Consider the following 20291-nt stretch of genomic DNA (forward strand, 5'->3'; position numbering starts at 1 on the left):
GTTCGATGGGGCTTTTTTATGTTTTAACTATCTATGTTTTAAAGATGTACGTGAGAGGCTTTGTTGGTATCCAGCTTTGCTGCTTTACGTATATAATCCGCCCCGTCATTTAATGAGGAGAGATTTTATGCAGCAAAACGAATTTGAAGCTTTGGTAACAAGCTTATGTGAAAAAGAGAACCTACCTCAGGCTCTGGAGCTGCTAAAAGCGAGCGAAGATACAGAAGTTGCAGAAGCGGCGCAGTCGTTATCTGGTCAGTTTGCAGTGGCTGAAGTTGATGGTGAGCAACGCATTTATCACGTCTTTTTACAACAAGATGAGCAAGGCGAAGAGCAAGAGTTTGTCGAGCATATTATGAATGAAGGTGACGATGTGATTAAGTTTGTTGCTTGGTTCTTCGATATCCATTTCGATGTTAAACAAAAAGATACTTATCAAGCAGCCGGCAAAACTTATAAGCAACCGAAAAGAATCTAACTAAATTTTCGCAGACACCTATGAATTTCCAATTGGCTTCAGTCCATATGGTGATGGGTGAAGTGGTTGTTGAGAAAATCTGTCAGTAATTAAAAAGCCCTGAGGTTGAATCGTCTCAGGGCTTTTGCTTATTCGATTGGAGATGGGCTTAGCCAATCTCTTTCTGATGAATTGGGTGAACATTTTCTTTGCTAGAAGAACGGACATAACTAACATCTCTTTGCTCTAGCCATTTTTCTAAGTCGTCGCAACCTCCGATGTAGTTGCCTTCTATCCATATTTGCGGAACCGTTACCGGTGTTTTCTCACCGATAATGGCTTTCACTTCAGGAATCATTCTGTACAGCGACGCGCTGTCTTTTACCACATCATGGTACTGGTACTTGATACCAGAATTATTCAACAATTGTTTTGCTTTGGCACAGTAAGGGCAGGTCTCTTTACCAAACACGATATTGCCTTTCAACGAATCACGCTTTGTCCATTCTTTAATCGCGGCTTGTACTAGCAAACCTCGGTTTAGCGCTTCTCCTTGGCTCACTACTTGCCCTTCAAGGATAACAATTGGGGCGTGCCAAGCACCATGCTTTAATGGCTCCCACCAATGGGATAGCCAATCCTTCACTTCTAATTCAACAGGAACATCTGCGAGTTCATTCTTAAACGTATCGAGAAGTATGTCTTTTGTCAGTGTGCATTCACCACACGGAATGTTCACTTTAAATGGGCCGAAGCTGCCCGCCCATCGATATAAAGTTATTTTAATTGGCTTTGTCATGGCTGATAGATACCCAGTTAACCTACGCTTAATCACTTACAACATAAGAACGAACTTAGGCGGTTTTTATTTCAACGTGACTCTTTTTTGCTTCCCATTGAGTAATGAAGGCGACAGATAAGATGATAATGATTGCCCCAAGCCATAATCGACCCGGTGGAACCCAACCGAAGACCATCCATCCAGCAAGAACATTCAGTGGTAGCTTTGCATGATCAAATGGCTGTACGAAGGATGCATCTGCTACTGAGTATGCTTTAACTATTGACCATTGCGCCAAGGCGGTCATAGCGCCAGCAGCTATAAGCAGTGCCCACAACGTACCGCCGACAGGTGTTTGCCACTCAGGTACTGCTAAAAGCAAGTTAAATGGTGTAATCAGCAGTAACAGATAAACGACCATAGTGGAGGGGCTATCAACCGAAGAAAGTTTTTTTACCATCAATGAATAACATGCCCAGAAAAAAGCAGCGCCAACTGGAAGCAGCGTTGCCCAGCTAAAGTCTTCAGCCCATGGTTCAAGAATGATCATTGCGCCGATAAAGCCAGTCAAAGTTGCACCCCAACGAGCGATTCCTACTTTTTCTTTCAAAAGTAATCCAGAACCAACGGTGGCAAATAACGGCGAAGTCATGAGCAGAGCAATGCCTTGCCAAATTGGAACAGGGTAGGCGAGTGCCCACAACCACAATTGAATTCCTATCACGGCTAAGAAAACACGAAATACATGCAAACCAAAATATTGAGTGCGCAGAGATCGGCGAATTCCCAATGTTTTGAGATAGGGAAGGATAACCACTATCGCGACAGCATACTGAATCAATGCCACTGTGGTTGAAGTAAGCCCGAAATTGATGGTCGCAATTTGCGTCACGCTGTTCACAACAGCGAAAGCTAACCCTGCTGTTAACATCCAAAAAGCGCCATGGATTGGCTGGTGTTTTCCGTTCATTTGAAAAGCTTATACAAAGTAGATAATAGGGTGAATCATACGTTCAAATTGCAGCGAAACCAATGGAGATTATCTGTTGAAGCTGTTCAGAATCTTTGAGGTAAATTGCAGATAAAAAAAGACCTCCTAGTAGGAGGTCAAAAGAACATGAAGTGACCAGTGATTTCTGCCTTATCACTGAAAAGAAGCACAAACGCTGCCTGCATTTGTAATTTATATAAAGCATTTACTGTGCCAATAAATATTTTTCTATATTTACAATGAGTTATGAATATTTCATGTGTCTGTACGGTACGAGGACGTGCATCGTCATGGCGCACAACGCTGTGATGTGGTGCAAAAAAAAGACCAAACGAATGTTTGGCCAAAAAGGATTTATCTTGGGAGTATTTAAACCAAGCAAACATTGTGAGTGACAAATGCATAGAGTATTTGACCCAATTTCTTTGCTGCGTCTAAAGGTAAGTGGATTACGTGACGATCTGATTTCAACTTGTTGTCATTATTGTGAATAAAAAAAGCTCGCACTTGGCGAGCTTATCGAACTCATATTCTATAAATTAAGCGATTTTTACGCCATTTGCTGTCAGACCAACTGAGATATTGCCACGAGTTGCGTTTGAGTAAGGACATACTTGGTGAGCGGTTTTCACCAGTTCAACAGCTTGTGCTTCTTCAAGATCTAATTGAACGTCAAGGCTAACAGTTAGAGCAAAGCCACCAGTCTCGTTAGGACCAATACCCACTTCAGCGGTTACCGGTGCTGATTTAAGTGCTACTTTTGCTTCGCGAGCAACATGAAGAATCGCGTTTGAGAAACACGCTGAGTAGCCTGCTGCAAATAGTTGCTCTGGGTTAGTTGCTGCACCGTTGCCACCCATTTCTTTTGGGTAGCTCAAGTCTACAGACAATAAACCGTCATCAGTTGAAACTTTACCGTTACGGCCTGCTAGTGCTGTTGCTTTAGTTGTATAGATAGTCGCCATGTTTATCACCTTAATATATGTTGTGTGCAATCTAATTGTTTGCAATATTAAATCGATCTTTAGGTAGAATGCAAGTATATTGTGCACAATTTATTTTCAAGAGAGAGAAACATGAGTCATTGTGTAACAGGCAAGAATACGGATTCACTTGCTACAGAAGAGCTACTACTGCTTGATAAACAAGTGTGTTTTCCTTTGTATAGTGCAGCCAATGCTGTGGTTCGTGCGTATCGACCATTGCTTGATGCTCTTGATCTTACCTATGCTCAATACTTAGTGATGATGGTGTTGTGGCAGACAAACGGTATTAACGTAAAAATTCTTGGCGAGCGATTGCATCTCGATTCAGGCACGTTGACACCGCTTCTAAAGCGTCTTGAAAGCAAAGGTATTGTCGTACGCAAACGTGGTCAGTCTGACGAACGTGTACGTGAGCTTTTCCTAACGGATGAAGGTTTTGCACTAAAGAAAAAAGCATTATCAGTACCTAATGCTATGTTATGTAAGCTTGATCTTGAATTGGATGACCTGATTTCGTTAAAAACACTTTGCGAAAAGGTCATTACGAAGTTGTCCTGAACTTAGAAATTCGGGTCAAAGATCTTAGTTCTAGTAACAGATTCATCAATTTAGTTGTTGAATTGTATGGATAAGATAAAATTTGTGCTCATTCAATGTTCAAGGAAGAAAAATGAACTCGGTTCGATTAGATGAGCAACATGTTTACCCCTCAAAAGTCGTGTGCGTTGGACGTAATTATGTTGAGCACATTAAAGAGCTAAATAATGCCATTCCTGAGCAAATGGTGGTGTTTAATAAGCCCAACAGCAGCGTAACCTCGCTACTGAACTCATACCATCAGGAGACGCTGCATTACGAGACAGAAATCTGTTTCATGATTAAAGATGGTCAGTATGCCGCGGTTGGGCTGGGTTTGGATCTCACCAAACGTGAACAGCAATCTGTATTGAAAAAACAAGGCTTACCTTGGGAACGAGCAAAGGCTTTTGACGGTTCCGCGGTGTTCAGTCGTTTTATTCCGCTAGAAGGCATTGATATCGCTTCTCTGCATCTTGAATTACTGATTAATTGCGTCCGAGTACAGGCGGGTGGCGTTGAGCAGATGATATTCAAACCCGATGTTATTTTGCAGGAATTAAAGTCATACACCACTTTGTTTGATGGCGACATCATCATGACTGGCACACCACAAGGCGTGGGTGAAGTTCATCGTGGAGATGTATTCCTTGGTCGTCTGAAAAGCGGCGATACCACTCTTATTGAGATTGAATGGCCTGCTGAATAACAGGCAGTTTATTCCCTTCTTACTTCTTATCCATATCGATGAGCTGAGAAGGGAAAACAGAACCATTTCCCTTTTCTTATTTATCCCCAGACAACCAAGTTAAGCACTAGGAATACCGCCATGCTCACCACCGTGGTGAGTAGCACGTTTTTGGTTTTCCAAGCAATAATGCCAGCCAGCAGGGCAGCCCAAAGATAAGGGTTGTAGACGGAGGTATTGAGCTCACTGTCGTGCGTAAACACGATCGGTGCCCAAATAGCTGTCAATACCGCTGGGCTGGAATAGCTGAGTAATTTCTGTACGCCTGGGCTGAGTCTTAGTGGCAGTCTTGGCTCAAGAAACAAATATCGGCTAAGGAAAACCAAACAAGTCATTGCCAATATGGAGAGAATAATCATGCTTTATCTCCCGTTGCTTTGTTGCTTGGCGTCTTTTTCGCTAAAGCTAGTTCGCTAAAATATCCCGCTAACATAGCGCCAACGCTGGCATACATTAAGCTGCCGTTCACATTAAAGATTGTCAGAATGACAGACAGTATTAACGCGGTAATCACGGAAATAAGAATAGGGACACTCTTAACATTCGGAATGACAATCGCAATAAAGGTCGCTGCCACAGCAAAATCTAAGCCTATAGAGTTGAGCGAGGGTATGTAGCTGCCCGCGACAATGCCGACTAAAGTGGCTAAGTTCCAGATCAGATAGAAACTGAAGCCTGCTCCCAGTGCATACCAGCGGTTAAACTGCTTTTCATTTTGTTGACCACATAATGCAAACAGTTCATCAGTGAGTAGAAACCCGAGAATTACACGCCAACGAGTAGGCAGTGGGCTAATTTTCCCCCGCATCGAGACACTATAAAGAAAATGACGCGAAGTGATGAAGAAGGTGGTGATCAACATAGTCATTAAGCCTGCACCCGCTTTGATCATGCCTGTTGCAACCAACTGAGCTGATCCGGCAAACAAGATCGCGGATAACGCTTGGCTTTCAAAGGGATTTAGCCCAGCCTCAATTGCAAAGGAGCCAGCAAGCAAACCCCAAGGTAGAACTGCGACACTTAGTGGCAGCATAGCAACGGTGCCCTGCCAAAAAAGCCGCGCTTTTGAATCGACCTTATGGTGAGGTATCGCGGTACTATTCATAAATCGTCCTTAATATCTTGATGCCCCCTATTTAGTTGACTGAATAGGGGAGAGCGAAATATTCCATTTATTGGCAAATGATTATTCGTCGAACAAGGTAGCTTCTTTCGGCTCGAGCATGAGAGTGCGAGTCGGGTAGGCGATATCGGCACCATTTTGATGAATGATCTCCATCACTTTCAGCATGACATCTTGTTTCACTTCGTGAAAACGAATCCAGTTAATGGTTTCTGTGAAGGTGTAGATAAAGAAATCGAGTGATGAGGCGCCAAACGCGTTAAAATTGACAATCAACGTCTGCTGCGCATCGATATCTGGGTGATTTTCTAGCATCTCACGCACCTGAACAACGATGGTCTCCATTTTATCGGCATCTTGATATCGTAAACCGATCGTTTCGTAGATACGACGGTTCTTCATGCGTGAAGGGTTTTCAACAATAATATTGCTGAATACAGAATTTGGTACATACAGGGGTCTTTTATCGAATGTACGAATGATAGTCATACGCCAACCAATGCGCTCTACAGTACCTTCTATTTCTCTGTCTGGAGAACGAATCCATTCACCGACTTTGAAAGGACGATCGAAGTAAATCATCAGTCCGCCAAAGAAGTTGGAAAGTAGATCTTTTGCAGCAAGACCCACTATCAAACCACCAACACCACCAAAGGTCAGTAAGCCTCGTAAGCTCACCCCCAGCGTTTGCATTACCGACAGTAAACCTATCGTCAAGATGATGAGGCGTGCAACTTTACCAGCGGCTTGAACGGTTGTCTCATCTCGACTTTTGTCTTGCAAAAGATATTGTTCGATGTTGACGGCTAAGCGAATCAGAACCCAGATAAAAATAGCGGCCAGCATGAGCTTTTTACTTGTCGCTAACCAACTGAATTTGCTTTGAATGTGATCATCCAGCAATAATCCGAGAGATATTGTTGCAGGCCAGCACCAAATCAAGGTGCTGATTGGAGTTTTCAATGCATGTAATATCAAGTCATCCCAGTGAAATTTGGTTTTTTCACTGATATTGGATAGACGGTTATAAACGAATCGCCAAATCACCCATGCCACTAAACTTGCTAGAGTGATGAAAATTACGCTGTTATTCCAGCCTTTGAGGTACTGTGAAGTTTGAAGCTGTGTTAATAATTCGTTCATATCCATCCAAGTTTGATGCATTTTTCTCATCTAAATTAACAGAAAGTAGGTTTATTCTCTAGATTATGTGAGTTAAGTGGCGAATTTTTAAAGGCATTCTATGCTATCTAAAAAGTCGCCCAACGTTATTCAATAAGTTTGGTAACGGTTTTTATTACTAAGGTTAGAGCCATTGGAGCTGAATAACCATTTGAGTCAGTAAGGCAATTAAATGAAAATTCGGGATAAGCAATTTGCCGTAATCGGCTTAGGACGTTTTGGTTTATCGGTTTGCCAAGAGTTGGCAGACGCTGGTGCACAGGTGTTGGCGGTTGACGTCAATGAAGACAAAGTAAAAGCTGCAACACAATTTGTTACTCAAGCGGTTGTCGCGAACTGCACACTCGAAGATACCGTGGGAGAGTTAAAGCTCAGCGACTACGACATGGTGATGATTTCAATAGGTGAAGATGTTAATGCATCGATTCTTACCACGCTGGTAATGAAAGAGTCGGGTGTAAAGTCTGTTTGGGTAAAAGCTAATGACAAGTTTCACGCTAAGATTCTGCAAAAAATTGGCGCTGATCACATCATCATGCCTGAGCGTGACATGGGCGTGCGCGTTGCCCGCAAGATGCTGGATAAGCGAGTCTTAGAATTTCAGGAGTTAGGCAGCAACCTAGCCATGACGGAAGTGGTCATCGGCTCACGTTTAATGGGCAAAACCCTTGGTCAGCTTAGCTTATGTCAGAATGATGAGATTCAGGTTTTAGGCTTTAAACGTGGCCCAGAAATCTTAAAAAATCCGGATCTTGATAAAGTGATGGAAATTGGGGACATGCTCATTGTCGCGGGTGTTAAAGATGTATTAATGGCTAAGTTGAAATCTTTATGACTCCATTTCGTAGCGGTGTTTTTTATCCTTTAGATAAAAAGCATGATGAAAAGAAAAGCTCTGAGCCAAAGATTATACTGCTCAGTTTCCTTTGGGTACTGATACCTTCTGCTATTCTGCTTACCTTACCTGTCTTTTCTGTTTCTGGCTTAAGCTTCGCCGACGCGCTATTCACAGCAACCTCAGCGATCAGCGTGACCGGACTTGGTGTGGTTGATACCGGGCAACACTTTACATTAGCGGGCAAAGTGTTGTTGATGGCGTTAATGCAAATTGGCGGGCTGGGCCAGATGACCCTGTCTGCGGTACTTCTGTATCTGTTCGGTGTGCGTTTGAGTTTGTATCAACAGGCGCTGGCAAAAGATGCACTAGGGCAAGACCGTGCGATTAACCTGCGCAGACTGGTCACAAGGATTATCACTTTCGCTTTAATCGCAGAAATTATCGGGTTTGTAATTTTATCGTTTCGCTGGGTTCCCGAATTTGGATGGTCAACTGGGCTGTTCTATGCGCTTTTTCATGCCATATCTGCATTCAATAATGCAGGGTTTTCTTTATTTTCTGACAGCATGATGGGTTACGTTGGTGACCCTTTAGTGATTATTACTCTCGCCAGTCTATTTATATTTGGTGGATTGGGATTCACGGTGGTTGGAGATGTATGGACCAACTGGCGCAAAGGCTTACATAGACTGAGTTTGCATACCAAAATCATGCTCACAGCAACGCCGACCTTGTTGTTGATTGGTACCGTATTGTTCTGGTTGTTAGAAAGGCACAATCCAAACACGATGCAAAGCTTGGATGTAGAAGCTCAATGGTTAGCCGCTTTTTTCCAGTCCGCAACCGCTCGAACCGCAGGTTTTAACAGTGTCGATCTTGCTCAATATACTCGTCCGGCGTTACTGGTGATGATCATTTTGATGCTTATCGGCGCGGGTTCTACATCGACAGGGGGCGGAATTAAAGTTTCAACCTTTGCTGTAGCGTTTGTTGCAACTTGGTCGTTTTTACGCCAGAAGAGGCATGTTGTGATGTTTCAGCGCACAGTTAACTGGCCTACGGTAACCAAAGCATTGGCTATCATCGTTGTCAGTGGTGCACTGTTGACCAGCGCCATGTTTCTGCTCATGATTACCGAGAAAAATGCCAGTTTTGATCATATCTTGTTTGAAACGATTTCAGCCTTTGCTACCGTTGGTCTGTCTACAGGGCTGACGGCTGAACTCTCTGAACCGGGTAAATACATTATGGTGGTGGTGATGATTATTGGTCGTATCGGGCCGCTGACACTGGCTTATATGCTTGCGACCCCACAGCCAACGCTGTTGAAGTACCCAGAAGATACTGTGTTGACGGGCTAGTCTCGGTCGAAGTGGCTCGTTATCGCGCTACGGCGCGTTTCCACAGCACTTTGTGAATCAACGGTATCTTCAAAACCTTGTTTAATAAAATGTTGAATTGGAGATGCCGGTTGAATTCGTTTTAACTGTGGAGAGTTCTCTGTTCCTGCCAATGCATAAATAGCGCGGCCTTTCCCAGTTTCTATCTTGATGTTCTTCCCATCGTATTCAAAACTTGTACTGATTAAGCGGTGATTTCGGAACACACCCTGATCACTCAAAGTGATGACTTCAGTACGATAGCCTGGTGCATTAATCTCAATCCAAGAGCCATATACTTGGGATGGATTGGTATAAGATTGGTAACCAAAGTATATGAGAGCCCCACAAAGCAACGCTGCGACGCCTAAGGTTGTGGTAAATACTGACTTAAATAATGCTTCTTTTGACATATTATTATTTGGATCAATAGATCCTTATGACTCCGACTGCTTGTTCGTTTTGTAAGTTCATTCTTACATCTTGCTAAAAGTACCATCAAATAGCATGTGTTTGAAAGTGTGTGAACGGATTTCGCTTTTTACCATTCTAGTTGGCGTGTATTACAGCACAGACAATAACCAAAAGTCACAATGTGGGTGTCCAATTGTGACTTTTGAGTGTGAACAAGTAGGCGCACTTATTTATAAATCAATAAGGATAATCTGGGTATTTTGCGTCTTGAATCAAAACATGTAATGCGTTAAAACAATACGGTGTCGGTGGAACAGCCATCAGTTGATAATTTACAAGGAAGAACGATGATTAAGGAAAACACTTACTTTGAAGGCTCTGTTAAGTCTTTAGGTTTTACTCACGCGGATAGCGATGTCACTGTTGGAGTTATGCTGCCAGGAAGTTACACGTTCAGTACCGGTAACCCAGAATGTATGACAGTGGTAAAAGGCGCGTTAACGATTAAGCGTGTTGGTGATAAAGACTGGACAACATTTGAAAGCGGTGACGCATTTGAAGTCGCTGGTAATGCTTCATTTGAAGTGAAAGTTGACGCTGATACGGCGTATTTGTGCGAGTACCTATAAGCTGAAAAGACCACACTAGTTGATCACTAGTGTGGTAAAGCAAAAAGGAATGGGCAGTGGATTATTCTCTTTTTGTTAGGGGCTCATTGTTTGCAAAGCAGACCGTTGCTAAACAGTCAGTTGCAACTAATGAGCCGTAGAAAAACCAAAGCGGCTTTTCAAATTGAATCACTAATAGGTTTGAAATAAGCCTGAGTTGTAATCGTTAATCGCTTGTTCAATTTCTTGAATTGAGTTCATTACAAATGGACCATAGTGAACTACAGGTTCATTAATGGGTTCGCCACTGAAGATCAACACACCACTGGTATCGTTCGCCGTCATAGAGAATGACTCTCCGCTAGACATCAACGCAAACTCACCTTGCATCAGGATACGCTGACCTATTTTGATACTGCCTTTGTAGGCGTAAACCATAACGTTGTGGTGATTAGGTGTTTGCAGTGTCATTTCACTACCAGCATTTGCCTGCCAATCAGCAACCGTGGCAGGTACGCCTGTTTTCGTCAGTGGCCCTTGTAATTCAGTACCATTGGCGCTGATATCACCTGCTAATACTCGCAATAATCCCAGTTGCTCATCTCGGAATTCTGTAATGGTTTCAGGTTGGAAATCATGGTACTGCGCTGGTTTCATCTTGTCGCGCGCTGGCTGATTAATCCAAATTTGGAAACCGTGTAAATCGCCATCTTGCATAATAGGCATTTCACTATGAATCACACCTTGTCCTGCTGCCATCCATTGCGCGCCTCCCGAGCGAAGCGAACCAACATTGCCCATATGATCTTTATGTTCAAAGTGACCTTTCAGCATATAGGTTAGTGTTTCAATTCCGCGATGCGGGTGCGGGGGAAAGCCTCCGACATAATCTTTACGTTGGTCAGATTTAAGCTCATCTACCATTAAAAACGGAGAAAAAGCAGCGTTGTTGAAACCGGCTACGCGTTTAATTTTTACTCCATCACCGTCTGAAGTTGGTTGAGCTGGAATAATTTGGCGGATTTCACGTTGTGTACTCATAATTTTTATACCGTAGCTTTTAGTGGTAGATAAGGTCGCCTGACCTTTTGGACTATGCTGGAATTGTAGTAGAGGATTAATCAAAGAATGAGAGGAGCGAATCGAGTATGTCATTCAAGAATTTCGAATGAGTCAGGTAACCTTTTCTCTTTCTTAACCCGATTATTGGTTAGTCTATACTTTAAATGTACGTGAAATATACGAGGAGGTTGCAATGGCGGTTCTTCCTAAACATAACGACCAGAACCCTCGTTATGACCCTAATGATGATCTCACTGTCGATCAGTTGCACAGGTACACTCGTGCAGCGAATAAAGCGCAGAAAAAGCGAGAAGCAATCGAAGAAAGCGAAACGCCTTCAATTATTGAAGTGGCTCGTAGATCTCGTTTCTCTGAATATAGAAAACAAGCTAAGGCGAAAAGAGGTGAACGAAGTTCACATCAATATGCCATGTTTATGGTACTTATTGCTTTGTTAGCGCTGGGGGTTATGTATTTAACTCAGTAGCTCTATGTATCGGAGTGACCTTCCCATCTGGGTAATTTAGCAGCTGTGTTTGGTAATCGCTGACGTTTTGGTAGTAACAATATTGGTTTTTACCATTGTGCTTAGCAGCATACATTGCTTTATCCGCGCAGCGCGTCAATTCTGGAAGGTTGTCGGCATCCTGAGGATAGAGTGCAGCCCCCACGCTGATAGTGACATTGCTCAGTAACTGCTTGTCTTTATACTTGCTATCAAACAAATGACATATTCGATACAGAATGTTATCGAGATCTTTTAGCGAATTCACATCGTAAAGCAGTAAAACAAACTCATCACCCGCGAATCTTGCAATGGCATAGTCATGTTGGTTGGTTTTTCTGTCGCGGGTACGAACGTTATTCTTAATTCGATGTGCAAAATTCTTGAGAATTTTGTCGCCCATTTCATGACCGTAGCTGTCGTTTATGTGTTTGAAATTATCGATGTCCAGAAAAACTAATGCCGTAATTTTTCCATCTTGTGGTGTTTCTGATAGCTTCGCTGTTGCCCAGTTTTCAAAGCTCCAGCGGTTGGCTAAACCCGTGAGGTGATCACGGTAGGCGAGCTTTTCTATCCCTTCTAAGTAGAGTGATGTGATGTAGTCTATCGCTTTGGAGTAGAAATAAGATGAGGTATTGCAAACGGCACATATCGCAATCAGGCTAAAGTAAAAACGTTGAGCCGCGAGTATGTCACTACTTATTGTTACCAAGTGACCATAAATAGCAATACCTGCTAACAAGCAGTAAGCACAACTGATGATTAACCCGACACAAAACGTGTTAATAAAAATGACTGTTGCGAGTATTGGATATACCCAAAGGAGACGATTTTCTAATTCCGCACCGTAAACAAAAACCATACAGGCCTGCGTCACCAACACTACCGTGAGTATAACGTCGGTATATTTGGCGTTTTTTGCAATTAGCAGGTAAATCAGATTAGTCGTTGTGGCGAATAAACTTGCAAGACACAGAAAACCAAAGATTAAGTTATTGTTCGTAAGGTGGTGATAACCGTAAAGCGTGAATGCGATGATTGATAAAAGCGAACTTAATAATATAACTTTGTTTTTTCTGACTGAACTTATCTCCGCCATCTCCTTTAACTGATGTCCCATCAGTTTGTTCATTATTATGACTGTCCTAGTTCCAAACCAACTCGCTTAAAGTCTAGGAGAAAAAAATGGAAGCAAGGCCAAAAGAACAAGAAATCTTGTGATGTCTTTCACCTTTCTGACTAAACTTGATTGTTTTAGCTGATGCTAAAGTTGAGGGAGGCTGCTGTTCGGCTTATAGGCTCTGTTTTATGCGTATATGAAATGATAAATAAAGAGCACTTTGTTGAGGAAAAGTGTGTCAGAAAGTTCGAAAGGCGCAAATGATTCACGCCTTCAATTGAACTTTATTACTGCTAATAAACGCTATTTTGCTACCAAACCATAAGGCAGGTTAGTAAAAATTTGTGGCTGTTTTTCTATTGTTGGAATTGCGTTCACCTGTTGCCAATCCAGTAGCATAATTGCCAGTACATTGCGGTGCTCACCATAACTCAAATCGAAATCACCCGACGTGGAAGGGATCATACCCTGATCGCGATTAATAGCATCTTTGATATGCTGTCTGGTTTTTTCAACGACGGGATCATTGTTTAATCCAGCGAGCAGAAAAGATATTCCGACCTCAGCAATGATGTCTTCTTTAGCTTTCAGCAGAATTGTATCAATGTTATTGCGAAAATAATCGTAGATCCATTGATGCTCTGCTTCGCTGACAGCGTGTTGATAATACTGTGAATCAGCGAAAATAATGTGTGTCATACCATAAAGCTTATTGCCAAACTGTTGGTTGGTAAGATGTTCATCTTCACTGTCTGGATAGGTGTTTCGGAAAGCTTCAATGAATGACGCTACCACATCTTGTTCACCCAGTTGCTTCAACCAGTACACCTGATTGGCGAGCTGCGCTGCCCAAGCTTTTATCATGCCTTGGTCTGTTGCGTATTTGGTAAAGTCGTATCGGCGAATAATTTCACGCAGTTTCGCATCTTGTTTGTGTTTTAAGCCATACTCATCAGCACGAGCCATAGAGCCCAGAAGACCAACGCCTAAGTAAAGGTATTCGGGGCTATGTTTGGTGACTGTATAGCGCAGCTTGGAGCGTTCGTCAGTTTCATCTGTGTAACCCGCGAGCCTCTTTTGGCTATGCATATAGATCTGTTCAGGTGTGTGTATCTCTTCTGCATAGCGGTTCAGTCGACTTGCCACACGAGCAAGATCACTCCAAATGGCCGCTTGGTATTTGTCGTTGGAAGTCTGGCGATACATTCTCAGTGCATAGTGGCCTTCTTGAAAAGCGGGCAAAGTATAAAGCTGACTCTCGTACGTGTTTCTTATCACATCAGCGTAGTAGAGGTAGCTTTTTTCTTCTTGCTGAGCTTGAAGGGGTTTGGATTCCGTGCAGTAAGATAGAGCAGAGAGTAAGAGTAATGTGGCTCCAAGACTGATCGCAATGTATTTCTTCCGTAATAACATGATGTTGACGCTGTTGAGAAATGATGGCCGCTAGTATCTAAGGTGATTAGCTTATTTGTGTGAGCAATGAGTCAGTTATGTGTGAATTCCTGGCTCAATTTAACGACGCGGCATGAGTGCTAATTGATATGGCGAAAGGTTAAATTAATTCGTTCCTCTTTGTTCTTGGTTGTTTTCGGTACGCTGTGTTGCCAGTAGTGTTGTGTTTCACCGGCCATAATCAATAAAGAACCGTGTCCGAGTTCGACTTCATATTTCTCTTTGGTGGAGAGATGACGCAAAACAAATCGTCGAGATTCACCCAGGGTAAGTGAGGCAATAACTGGATTGGTGCCCAACTCAGTTTCATTGTCCTGATGCCACCCCATAGAGTCTTGACCATTGCGGTATAAATTGACCAACACGGAATTGAAAGTGTGTTCAGCTACAGCTTCGCAAGCCGTTTTAAGTTCTAATAATGTTGGTGTCCACGGATGAGGCTGCATGGACAATCCAGAATAGGTGTAGGGTCTATCTCCATGCCAAGCTTGCAATCGGGGTTGCAGAACTTTTTTACCGAACATTCTGATTTCTTCTTGTTGCCAATCCAGTTCATTTTTCAGAGTGAGAAAACTTTGGTCGGCTTGTGGCTTCGATAGAAAATTGGGTGCATACAAAAGGCGAGCGTTCGGCAGTTCTATCCAATCCAACTCACTTTCGTTTAGAAAAAACTGCGCAAATTCCATAAGTTATATCCATAATATTGGTATAAAGATTGACTTTTATTTGGTCTAGGATTCGCCAATAGTATTACATTTTAGAAACTCGTCGTCGTGTAAACGTACGACATATTAGTACTGTAGTTATCATCACTGCACTGTTGAAGGAACGTTGCATGGGAGCTATCTCAGGCAAGCTATGGATAGTTAGAATTCTACTACTGACATTTCTTTTGATTTTCGTTGGTCTGATTGAATCTTTTAATGTTAGCCAACGAAATTTCATGAGAGAAGGTTTGTATACGCGAGCTAAAGAAGAGCTGTTGTCGATTCGTTTTCGTCTCGAAGCTTCCATTTTGTCCGATATATACGCTGTCAGTGGGATACAGGCCTTGGTTACTTTGCGTCCAGACGCAGATATTGTCGACTGGCCAAATGTTGCTACCAATGTGGTTCGTAAAGGTAAACATGTTCAAGTGGTGGCATTGGCTCCGAACGATATCATCAAATACATATATCCATTAGAAGGTAATCAATCCGCCCTTGGTTTGGACTACAGAACGGTACCGCAACAGTGGGCTTCAATCAACACAGCCAGAGAACAACAAGAGATTTTCATTTCTGGGCCTGTAACCTTGGTACAAGGGGGAAAAGCCATCATTGCCCGGGTTCCAATATTTACTGACCCTCCTGTTAACAGACATTATTGGGGGGTGTGCAGTATTGTTATTAATTGGAATTCTCTGTTTTCCGCGTCGGGCATAGAGACTTTCGGCTACTCATACAACTTTGCCATTCGTGGATATGACAGTTCAGGTGAGCAGGGGGAAGTCTTCTTTGGCGAGCAGAGCACTTTTGATAACGCGTTTGCTAAAGAAGTTGTGTACTTCCCTTACGGGAGTTGGGTCATCGCGGCTTCAGAAAAGAGAGATCTCCTCAAGCAACTCCCTTGGTATCAAAGCAATATTGTTCGCCTACAAGGATATCCGGTGTTGCTGATATTGATTATTCTGGCATTTATTATCTATAGGCTTTATACCATCGCCAATGAACGCGCCATGTTTGACGAGCTGACTAAATTACCCAATCGGCGCTATTTTATGTTCACGCTTCAACATTTTTTTGAGCTGGCTGAACGATCCAAAGGTAAGAATAGTTTCGCTATTTTGAACATTGATCTGGATAAGTTTAAATCCATCAATGATAAATACGGACATGATGCCGGAGACAAGGTTCTTATTGCTTGTGCTGAGCGAATACTATCGGCGCTTCGCGCTTCTGATATCGTATCGCGGGTTGGGGGAGATGAGTTCTTAATACTCCTACCACGCATTAATCGCCCCTCGGATTTGGAAGCTATTAGCAAAAGCATTGAAAAGGTGATTTCTGATTCTCCGGTTATTTATGACAAAACGCTGTTGAACATTCATGCCAGCGTTGGTTTCACTCTCTATCAGTCTAAGTTTGTTGATATAGACGATATGCTTAAAGCAGCAGACGAAGCGATGTACGTCGTCAAGCATGGTTTGGTGTAATCATCCGATTCTTACATCAAATTACGCGCAAGATTACATTGCAATTTGCGAATGTTTGCATTTTGCAATTTCGTTATGATATTGGTTGTAATGAAACGGCGTGTTTTATAGGCAAAATGGGCTATTTCTGTTCAATAAAAAGTTGGCACACTACCTGCATTAGTTAGTGTGATCCTTTTAAGCCAAGGATCACCTAGCCAACTGACGTTGTTAGTGAATTTATTTTGTTCACACATATCTATAGCCAATCACCGACATTGTGATTGGCTTTTTTTTTAGCCTGCGTTTGCATGTCTAAAATGAAATATCATCACAAGTCTTCACCTGAATCTGCGCATTTGGCATAGCAGCTGGGTTTCCGCGGACACACCGCTCCTCGAGAACAGATCAGCCTCGCATCTCCCTCAATGCCTCTCTCTATCCAGTTTATATTGAGGATACGAGCGATAGTTCTTAAATCCTTTTTAATATGTGTCGGAATGAGGGTTGAACCACCTTGGCTAACGCATGAGGATTTCAACTCTTCGGCAATCGAGTTTGCATCACCGCCTTGTGCTGCAATTGCAGGGTTCAAATCAACCCCTGCACAGAGAACTCGAGTATTTCCCGCCGCATCGAGTACATTGATAGATTCGCAACAGTATATTCTTGGTTCGTCTCCCACATTGAGGATAGAGATCTGTGCAGAGCTCCCTTCCTGAGGCTCGGCTAGGCGTCTGAATACTGCCCAGTGCTGACAGGGGTCATGTACTTTACGCATGTTTCCCCAAGGCAATGGGATACCATTTCCTCGATAAACCGCTTTTAGTTTTCCTGGGCCATAAGCATCAAAGTAATGCCAGTGAGGGTATGGAGAAACAACGGTCATGCGTCGCATGGCAACAGATGGCGACACTCCCGCCTTCTTGTGTACGTCTATTTCATAGCCGTTTCTATCTAGAAGCTGGCGATACGGTACTTTCGGACAAAGCAGTGCGCCAGCGAAAAAGCTGGATTCAAAGTCTCGCCATGCCTGAAGAATATCTTGAGAGTTCAGTTCAGAACTGGATTGAGAATTTGGTTGCTCTTCCCAACTGTTTGAGTGCCCGACCGATAACACGTTTTTTAGTCCATCTTTGCTGTGCAGCACATTATGGCCGATATACACCGCTAAGTCGTACTTGAGGCGAGTGGGGTATTTTCGTAACACTTCGTTGAGGTAAATGGTATCTGGCGGCTCAAAAAATGAGGTGACAAGTTGCTTCGCGCTTACCCCAAGTTCATCCACAACATCATGGGGTGTTCTCTTCACCCAGCGAATGTTTAGCCCCAAGCTTTTAGCGATATCAAGCAGATCTTCCACGGCGAGATTAAGACGTTTCTGGCCTATCTCTTCTGCGGCTCTTTCCAAGTCAGGGAAGTGGTTTTGTAGGCTTTCCTGATGGGCACGAATGAGCAAGTGGGCAAACTGTCTGCCAGTAATGCCCGTTTGAGAGAGCATTTCAGGTATCGCGATCTGCAGAATATCGTTGGAAAACAGAAAACTAGGCTCCAATGCCATGCCACTGATCCCACCACGGTTGCCTTTCTCTGGCGTGATGTCGGTTTGCTCGGGTTCATCATCGAGAAACCATGCTGGATCTTTTTGAAAAACTTCCGCGATGACTTTCAACATTTCCACACTTGGAACACGCTTCCCTCTTTCAATCATAGAAAGGTATGAAACGGAAGGTGCGTATTCTGAATTGATGCGAATACAGCGTGCAGAAAGGTCTTCCATTGTTAAGTGGTTGCGTTTTCTCAGGTTTCTCACTTTGGTACCCAAAAAGTGAGACTGTCTAACTAAGCTTTTTGACACGGCCATTTTGTAAAATTCACATTGTAAAATTTTTGTTGTGAAATTGTAGGTAAAATTGCGCTAGTCTACAAATTAACCCAGTCACAAACTTGAATAAAAATTAAACACAAGTTTGAGAAATATGAACTGGGACTATTTTTGAACAAAGACACCCAGTCTATTGGTTATCGCTAGCGAATTGAGTCAATAGCGTCGCCAAGTAGGAAGGGCTTAATCCAATAAGGAAATGACGATGAATATGCTGACATTTGATAAAACTGACATTCAAAAACAACATAAACCATTTATCGCTGAAGCAGTGTTCGCCGTCGAAACCGTCAGTGCGCACCAGTCACGAGAGAAACAAGTGAAAGCAAAACAATTGCTTGACCGTTTGTTCCCTCTGGAGAATGGTTCACACCAAGACGTGACCAGCTACATGATCGATTACAACCATGTACTTGCGTACTTCAAAGATGGTCGTCACAGTGGCTTAAAGCATCCTAAACATTTTGTTGCTTATACTGGCAACAAGGAGCAGCCTTGCTCAATATTGTTCCGTGATGGTAGTGGTAGCCATGTAGAAGTGACGCTAGGCTGTCATCGAGGTACAGGTTGTATTGAGCTGGTGGAGATTGAAGATATTCAACTAGAAACGTGTACAACGTTTATGCAAACCGATGAGACTTCTATTCCAACCGCTGCGATGCGCCACTGGATTAGTTTAGTGAAAGGGGATGAGCGCGGTAAGCCTCAAGCGTGCAGTGAAGATAAAGAATACGTTTCGAAGAGCGGAGAAGAGTACGTGTTGAGTTATAGCTTCAATCTCTAATCACCCAACGCTACTATAGGCCATCAAGCCAGTCTTAAGCGCTGCAAAAACCTCCCGCGGTAACTCGGGAGGTTTTTACTTATTGGATGGTTGGAATATTTAGAAAGGCATCACTCGGTTTCTACCCATTTTTTTCGCTTCATAAAGCTTTCTGTCTGCGCGTTCAACCAATGATTCGACAGTATCTTTTGGCATTTTTTCAGCGACTCCGAATGAAGCTGTAATGCTACTGACTTGCTCGTTTGTTCGGCGATCTTTTACGTTAAGTTTTTCAATCGATGTTCGAAGCATCTCTGCAAACTGACGCGCTACGCGTAAAGATTTGTGAGGGACCAGTAGCGCAAATTCTTCGCCACCGTAACGATAGGCCGTAATGCCTCCCTGACAACTGGTCTGTAGCCGTTTTGCAATGGCACGAATGACTGTATCACCAAACAGATGACCGTATTCATCGTTGAATACTTTGAAATGGTCAATATCCAAAAAGATAAGACTGAGTGCTTGCTCAGACTGCATTAATGACGCTACATCATCATCAAATGCTCTGCGGTTATAAAGACCGGAGAGGCTATCAAATAAAGCTGCTTTGTGTACTTGAGCCAACTGAGATTTCAAACGAGAAATTTCTTGGCTGGCATTGTTTAGCTGCTTATTGAGAAATTGTGTCGAATGACGAATATCTTGTGATTCACTGACCAATTTGCGAATTACGCCCATCACTTCATCAATAGAAAGATTCTCGCTTTGCATGTTTTCTAGGCTGGCAAAACTTCTATCGATGACTTGAGTAAAAGCGCTGGTGTCAGACAAGGTATCATCCATTGAGCTAGAAACTTCATGCACTAGCAACTCAACGTTTTGTCTTAACTCGTGGATACTCGTTTCTGTTTTCGAAGCAATATAATCTTTGTAAAGTTGATCGCCAGTCGCCACTGGGCAAAAACCGAAACTTTCCAGAATGTAATCGAGTTCTTGGTTTAGTTCTGGAATCGTATTATCCGCATAGGTGTACCACAAGGCATAGTTTGATGGCGTCGCAGCAATGCGATGCTTCATCATAAGTGGTACTGCTTTTCTTAAGTTGGAAGTGGCTCTTTTAAACTCGTCTTCGTTCATTTTTGTATTAATAAATGCTTCGAAAGTAATACGCTAAGAGTAGCGGAAATCATCTCTTTGTGCTCTAAAAATAACACCTATTTGAGTCTTTCCGCATAGAATACTTTAAGC

At 42.8% G+C, this 20291-nt stretch carries 22 protein-coding genes; 9 read left to right on the plus strand and 13 right to left on the minus strand.

Translation table 11 applies throughout. The annotated features are described in order from the left end of the window. The first annotated feature begins 127 nt into the window (after positions 1–127). Positions 128–478: a hypothetical protein gene (locus tag HUO09_RS07630; RefSeq protein WP_188233540.1), complete on the plus strand. Its 351-nt coding sequence runs from the start codon at positions 128–130 to the stop codon at positions 476–478. Between the two features lie 148 nt (positions 479–626). Here the strand turns inward: HUO09_RS07630 and HUO09_RS07635 are convergent, their stop codons facing one another. The 3 genes from HUO09_RS07635 to HUO09_RS07645 all read right to left on the minus strand — a co-directional run bounded on the left by HUO09_RS07635 (position 627) and on the right by HUO09_RS07645 (position 3194). Continuing rightward, positions 627–1256, minus strand: coding sequence for a glutaredoxin (locus HUO09_RS07635; protein ID WP_188233541.1), 630 nt, complete (start codon positions 1254–1256; stop codon positions 627–629). Positions 1257–1311: 55 nt separating this feature from the next. Then, positions 1312–2208: a DMT family transporter gene (locus HUO09_RS07640; protein ID WP_188233542.1), complete on the minus strand. Its 897-nt coding sequence runs from the start codon at positions 2206–2208 to the stop codon at positions 1312–1314. A 560-nt stretch (positions 2209–2768) separates the two neighbouring features. Next, entirely contained in the window at positions 2769–3194 is a 426-nt protein-coding gene (locus HUO09_RS07645) for an organic hydroperoxide resistance protein (RefSeq protein ID WP_167410299.1), read from the minus strand. Positions 3195–3305: 111 nt separating this feature from the next. Between HUO09_RS07645 and HUO09_RS07650 the strand changes: the two genes are divergently transcribed. Then, complete coding sequence (locus HUO09_RS07650) at positions 3306–3773, plus strand: MarR family winged helix-turn-helix transcriptional regulator (RefSeq protein ID WP_188233543.1); 468 nt, start codon at positions 3306–3308, stop codon at positions 3771–3773. 112 nt (positions 3774–3885) lie between these two features. Further along, complete coding sequence (locus HUO09_RS07655) at positions 3886–4500, plus strand: fumarylacetoacetate hydrolase family protein (RefSeq protein ID WP_188233544.1); 615 nt, start codon at positions 3886–3888, stop codon at positions 4498–4500. A gap of 80 nt (positions 4501–4580) precedes the next feature. On the opposite strand, the gene HUO09_RS07660 is transcribed toward HUO09_RS07655, so the two are convergent. The 3 genes from HUO09_RS07660 to HUO09_RS07670 all read right to left on the minus strand — a co-directional run bounded on the left by HUO09_RS07660 (position 4581) and on the right by HUO09_RS07670 (position 6805). After that, positions 4581–4898 (minus strand): AzlD domain-containing protein, encoded by a 318-nt coding sequence (locus HUO09_RS07660; RefSeq protein ID WP_188233545.1) that lies wholly within the window; start codon positions 4896–4898, stop codon positions 4581–4583. After that, positions 4895–5644, minus strand: a complete 750-nt coding sequence (locus HUO09_RS07665) for an AzlC family ABC transporter permease (RefSeq protein ID WP_188233546.1) — start codon at positions 5642–5644, stop codon at positions 4895–4897. The genes HUO09_RS07660 and HUO09_RS07665 overlap by 4 nt, the downstream gene beginning before the upstream one ends. Positions 5645–5725: 81 nt before the next feature. After that, on the minus strand, positions 5726–6805 hold the full coding sequence (locus HUO09_RS07670; protein ID WP_188233547.1) for a mechanosensitive ion channel family protein: 1080 nt from the start codon (positions 6803–6805) through the stop codon (positions 5726–5728). Between the two features lie 211 nt (positions 6806–7016). On the opposite strand from HUO09_RS07670, the gene HUO09_RS07675 reads away from it, so the two are divergent. Continuing rightward, the gene (locus HUO09_RS07675) at positions 7017–7679 is read left to right on the plus strand and encodes a TrkA family potassium uptake protein (protein ID WP_167410304.1); all 663 of its coding nucleotides are present in this window, start codon (positions 7017–7019) and stop codon (positions 7677–7679) included. Beyond that, positions 7676–9043 carry a TrkH family potassium uptake protein gene (locus tag HUO09_RS07680; RefSeq protein ID WP_188233548.1) on the plus strand — a complete coding sequence of 456 codons (1368 nt, stop codon included), beginning with the start codon at positions 7676–7678 and terminating at the stop codon, positions 9041–9043. The genes HUO09_RS07675 and HUO09_RS07680 overlap by 4 nt, the downstream gene beginning before the upstream one ends. Here the strand turns inward: HUO09_RS07680 and HUO09_RS07685 are convergent. Beyond that, positions 9040–9474, minus strand: a complete 435-nt coding sequence (locus HUO09_RS07685; protein WP_188233549.1) for a DUF2850 domain-containing protein — start codon at positions 9472–9474, stop codon at positions 9040–9042. The two genes, HUO09_RS07680 and HUO09_RS07685, sit on opposite strands and share 4 nt — an antisense overlap. Positions 9475–9822: 348 nt before the next feature. Between HUO09_RS07685 and HUO09_RS07690 the strand changes: the two genes are divergently transcribed. Then, the gene (locus HUO09_RS07690; protein WP_167410307.1) at positions 9823–10104 is read left to right on the plus strand and encodes a pyrimidine/purine nucleoside phosphorylase; all 282 of its coding nucleotides are present in this window, start codon (positions 9823–9825) and stop codon (positions 10102–10104) included. A 171-nt stretch (positions 10105–10275) separates the two neighbouring features. On the opposite strand, the gene HUO09_RS07695 is transcribed toward HUO09_RS07690, so the two are convergent. Next, positions 10276–11124, minus strand: a complete 849-nt coding sequence (locus HUO09_RS07695; RefSeq protein ID WP_188233550.1) for a pirin family protein — start codon at positions 11122–11124, stop codon at positions 10276–10278. Positions 11125–11338: 214 nt separating this feature from the next. Here HUO09_RS07695 and HUO09_RS07700 point away from each other — a divergent pair, with 214 nt between their 5' ends. Beyond that, on the plus strand, positions 11339–11632 hold the full coding sequence (locus tag HUO09_RS07700) for a hypothetical protein (protein ID WP_167410309.1): 294 nt from the start codon (positions 11339–11341) through the stop codon (positions 11630–11632). Here HUO09_RS07700 and HUO09_RS07705 read toward each other — a convergent pair. The 3 genes from HUO09_RS07705 to HUO09_RS07715 all read right to left on the minus strand — a co-directional run bounded on the left by HUO09_RS07705 (position 11613) and on the right by HUO09_RS07715 (position 14908). Further along, positions 11613–12782: a GGDEF domain-containing protein gene (locus HUO09_RS07705; RefSeq protein WP_167410310.1), complete on the minus strand. Its 1170-nt coding sequence runs from the start codon at positions 12780–12782 to the stop codon at positions 11613–11615. The genes HUO09_RS07700 and HUO09_RS07705 overlap by 20 nt on opposite strands. 291 nt (positions 12783–13073) lie before the next feature. Then, positions 13074–14183 carry a DUF3541 domain-containing protein gene (locus HUO09_RS07710; RefSeq protein WP_188233551.1) on the minus strand — a complete coding sequence of 370 codons (1110 nt, stop codon included), beginning with the start codon at positions 14181–14183 and terminating at the stop codon, positions 13074–13076. A gap of 119 nt (positions 14184–14302) precedes the next feature. Next, positions 14303–14908, minus strand: coding sequence for an alpha-ketoglutarate-dependent dioxygenase AlkB (locus tag HUO09_RS07715; protein ID WP_188233552.1), 606 nt, complete (start codon positions 14906–14908; stop codon positions 14303–14305). A 149-nt stretch (positions 14909–15057) separates the two neighbouring features. Here HUO09_RS07715 and HUO09_RS07720 point away from each other — a divergent pair, with 149 nt between their 5' ends. Continuing rightward, the gene (locus HUO09_RS07720) at positions 15058–16416 is read left to right on the plus strand and encodes a diguanylate cyclase (protein WP_188233553.1); all 1359 of its coding nucleotides are present in this window, start codon (positions 15058–15060) and stop codon (positions 16414–16416) included. A 310-nt stretch (positions 16417–16726) separates the two neighbouring features. Here the strand turns inward: HUO09_RS07720 and HUO09_RS07725 are convergent, their stop codons facing one another. Beyond that, a complete protein-coding gene (locus HUO09_RS07725) occupies positions 16727–18259 on the minus strand; it encodes a DUF3612 domain-containing protein (RefSeq protein ID WP_167410314.1) in 1533 nt (510 codons plus the stop codon). A 226-nt stretch (positions 18260–18485) separates the two neighbouring features. Between HUO09_RS07725 and HUO09_RS07730 the strand changes: the two genes are divergently transcribed. Then, on the plus strand, positions 18486–19064 hold the full coding sequence (locus tag HUO09_RS07730) for a hypothetical protein (protein ID WP_188233554.1): 579 nt from the start codon (positions 18486–18488) through the stop codon (positions 19062–19064). A 99-nt stretch (positions 19065–19163) separates the two neighbouring features. Here HUO09_RS07730 and HUO09_RS07735 read toward each other — a convergent pair whose 3' ends face one another. Further along, the gene (locus tag HUO09_RS07735) at positions 19164–20180 is read right to left on the minus strand and encodes a GGDEF domain-containing protein (RefSeq protein ID WP_167410315.1); all 1017 of its coding nucleotides are present in this window, start codon (positions 20178–20180) and stop codon (positions 19164–19166) included. Positions 20181–20291: the final 111 nt, after the last annotated feature.

Source organism: Vibrio sp. Y2-5 (assembly GCF_014596725.1).
Classification (GTDB): Bacteria; Pseudomonadota; Gammaproteobacteria; order Enterobacterales; family Vibrionaceae; genus Vibrio.

Coding starts and splice junctions, on each gene's coding strand:
- HUO09_RS07630 (WP_188233540.1), top strand. CDS start 128: ATGCAGCAAAACGAATTTGAAGCTTTGGTAACAAGCTTATGTGAAAAA.
- HUO09_RS07635 (WP_188233541.1), bottom strand. CDS start 1,256: ATGACAAAGCCAATTAAAATAACTTTATATCGATGGGCGGGCAGCTTC.
- HUO09_RS07640 (WP_188233542.1), bottom strand. CDS start 2,208: ATGAACGGAAAACACCAGCCAATCCATGGCGCTTTTTGGATGTTAACA.
- HUO09_RS07645 (WP_167410299.1), bottom strand. CDS start 3,194: ATGGCGACTATCTATACAACTAAAGCAACAGCACTAGCAGGCCGTAAC.
- HUO09_RS07650 (WP_188233543.1), top strand. CDS start 3,306: ATGAGTCATTGTGTAACAGGCAAGAATACGGATTCACTTGCTACAGAA.
- HUO09_RS07655 (WP_188233544.1), top strand. CDS start 3,886: ATGAACTCGGTTCGATTAGATGAGCAACATGTTTACCCCTCAAAAGTC.
- HUO09_RS07660 (WP_188233545.1), bottom strand. CDS start 4,898: ATGATTATTCTCTCCATATTGGCAATGACTTGTTTGGTTTTCCTTAGC.
- HUO09_RS07665 (WP_188233546.1), bottom strand. CDS start 5,644: ATGAATAGTACCGCGATACCTCACCATAAGGTCGATTCAAAAGCGCGG.
- HUO09_RS07670 (WP_188233547.1), bottom strand. CDS start 6,805: ATGAACGAATTATTAACACAGCTTCAAACTTCACAGTACCTCAAAGGC.
- HUO09_RS07675 (WP_167410304.1), top strand. CDS start 7,017: ATGAAAATTCGGGATAAGCAATTTGCCGTAATCGGCTTAGGACGTTTT.
- HUO09_RS07680 (WP_188233548.1), top strand. CDS start 7,676: ATGACTCCATTTCGTAGCGGTGTTTTTTATCCTTTAGATAAAAAGCAT.
- HUO09_RS07685 (WP_188233549.1), bottom strand. CDS start 9,474: ATGTCAAAAGAAGCATTATTTAAGTCAGTATTTACCACAACCTTAGGC.
- HUO09_RS07690 (WP_167410307.1), top strand. CDS start 9,823: ATGATTAAGGAAAACACTTACTTTGAAGGCTCTGTTAAGTCTTTAGGT.
- HUO09_RS07695 (WP_188233550.1), bottom strand. CDS start 11,124: ATGAGTACACAACGTGAAATCCGCCAAATTATTCCAGCTCAACCAACT.
- HUO09_RS07700 (WP_167410309.1), top strand. CDS start 11,339: ATGGCGGTTCTTCCTAAACATAACGACCAGAACCCTCGTTATGACCCT.
- HUO09_RS07705 (WP_167410310.1), bottom strand. CDS start 12,782: ATGAACAAACTGATGGGACATCAGTTAAAGGAGATGGCGGAGATAAGT.
- HUO09_RS07710 (WP_188233551.1), bottom strand. CDS start 14,183: ATGTTATTACGGAAGAAATACATTGCGATCAGTCTTGGAGCCACATTA.
- HUO09_RS07715 (WP_188233552.1), bottom strand. CDS start 14,908: ATGGAATTTGCGCAGTTTTTTCTAAACGAAAGTGAGTTGGATTGGATA.
- HUO09_RS07720 (WP_188233553.1), top strand. CDS start 15,058: ATGGGAGCTATCTCAGGCAAGCTATGGATAGTTAGAATTCTACTACTG.
- HUO09_RS07725 (WP_167410314.1), bottom strand. CDS start 18,259: ATGGCCGTGTCAAAAAGCTTAGTTAGACAGTCTCACTTTTTGGGTACC.
- HUO09_RS07730 (WP_188233554.1), top strand. CDS start 18,486: ATGAATATGCTGACATTTGATAAAACTGACATTCAAAAACAACATAAA.
- HUO09_RS07735 (WP_167410315.1), bottom strand. CDS start 20,180: ATGAACGAAGACGAGTTTAAAAGAGCCACTTCCAACTTAAGAAAAGCA.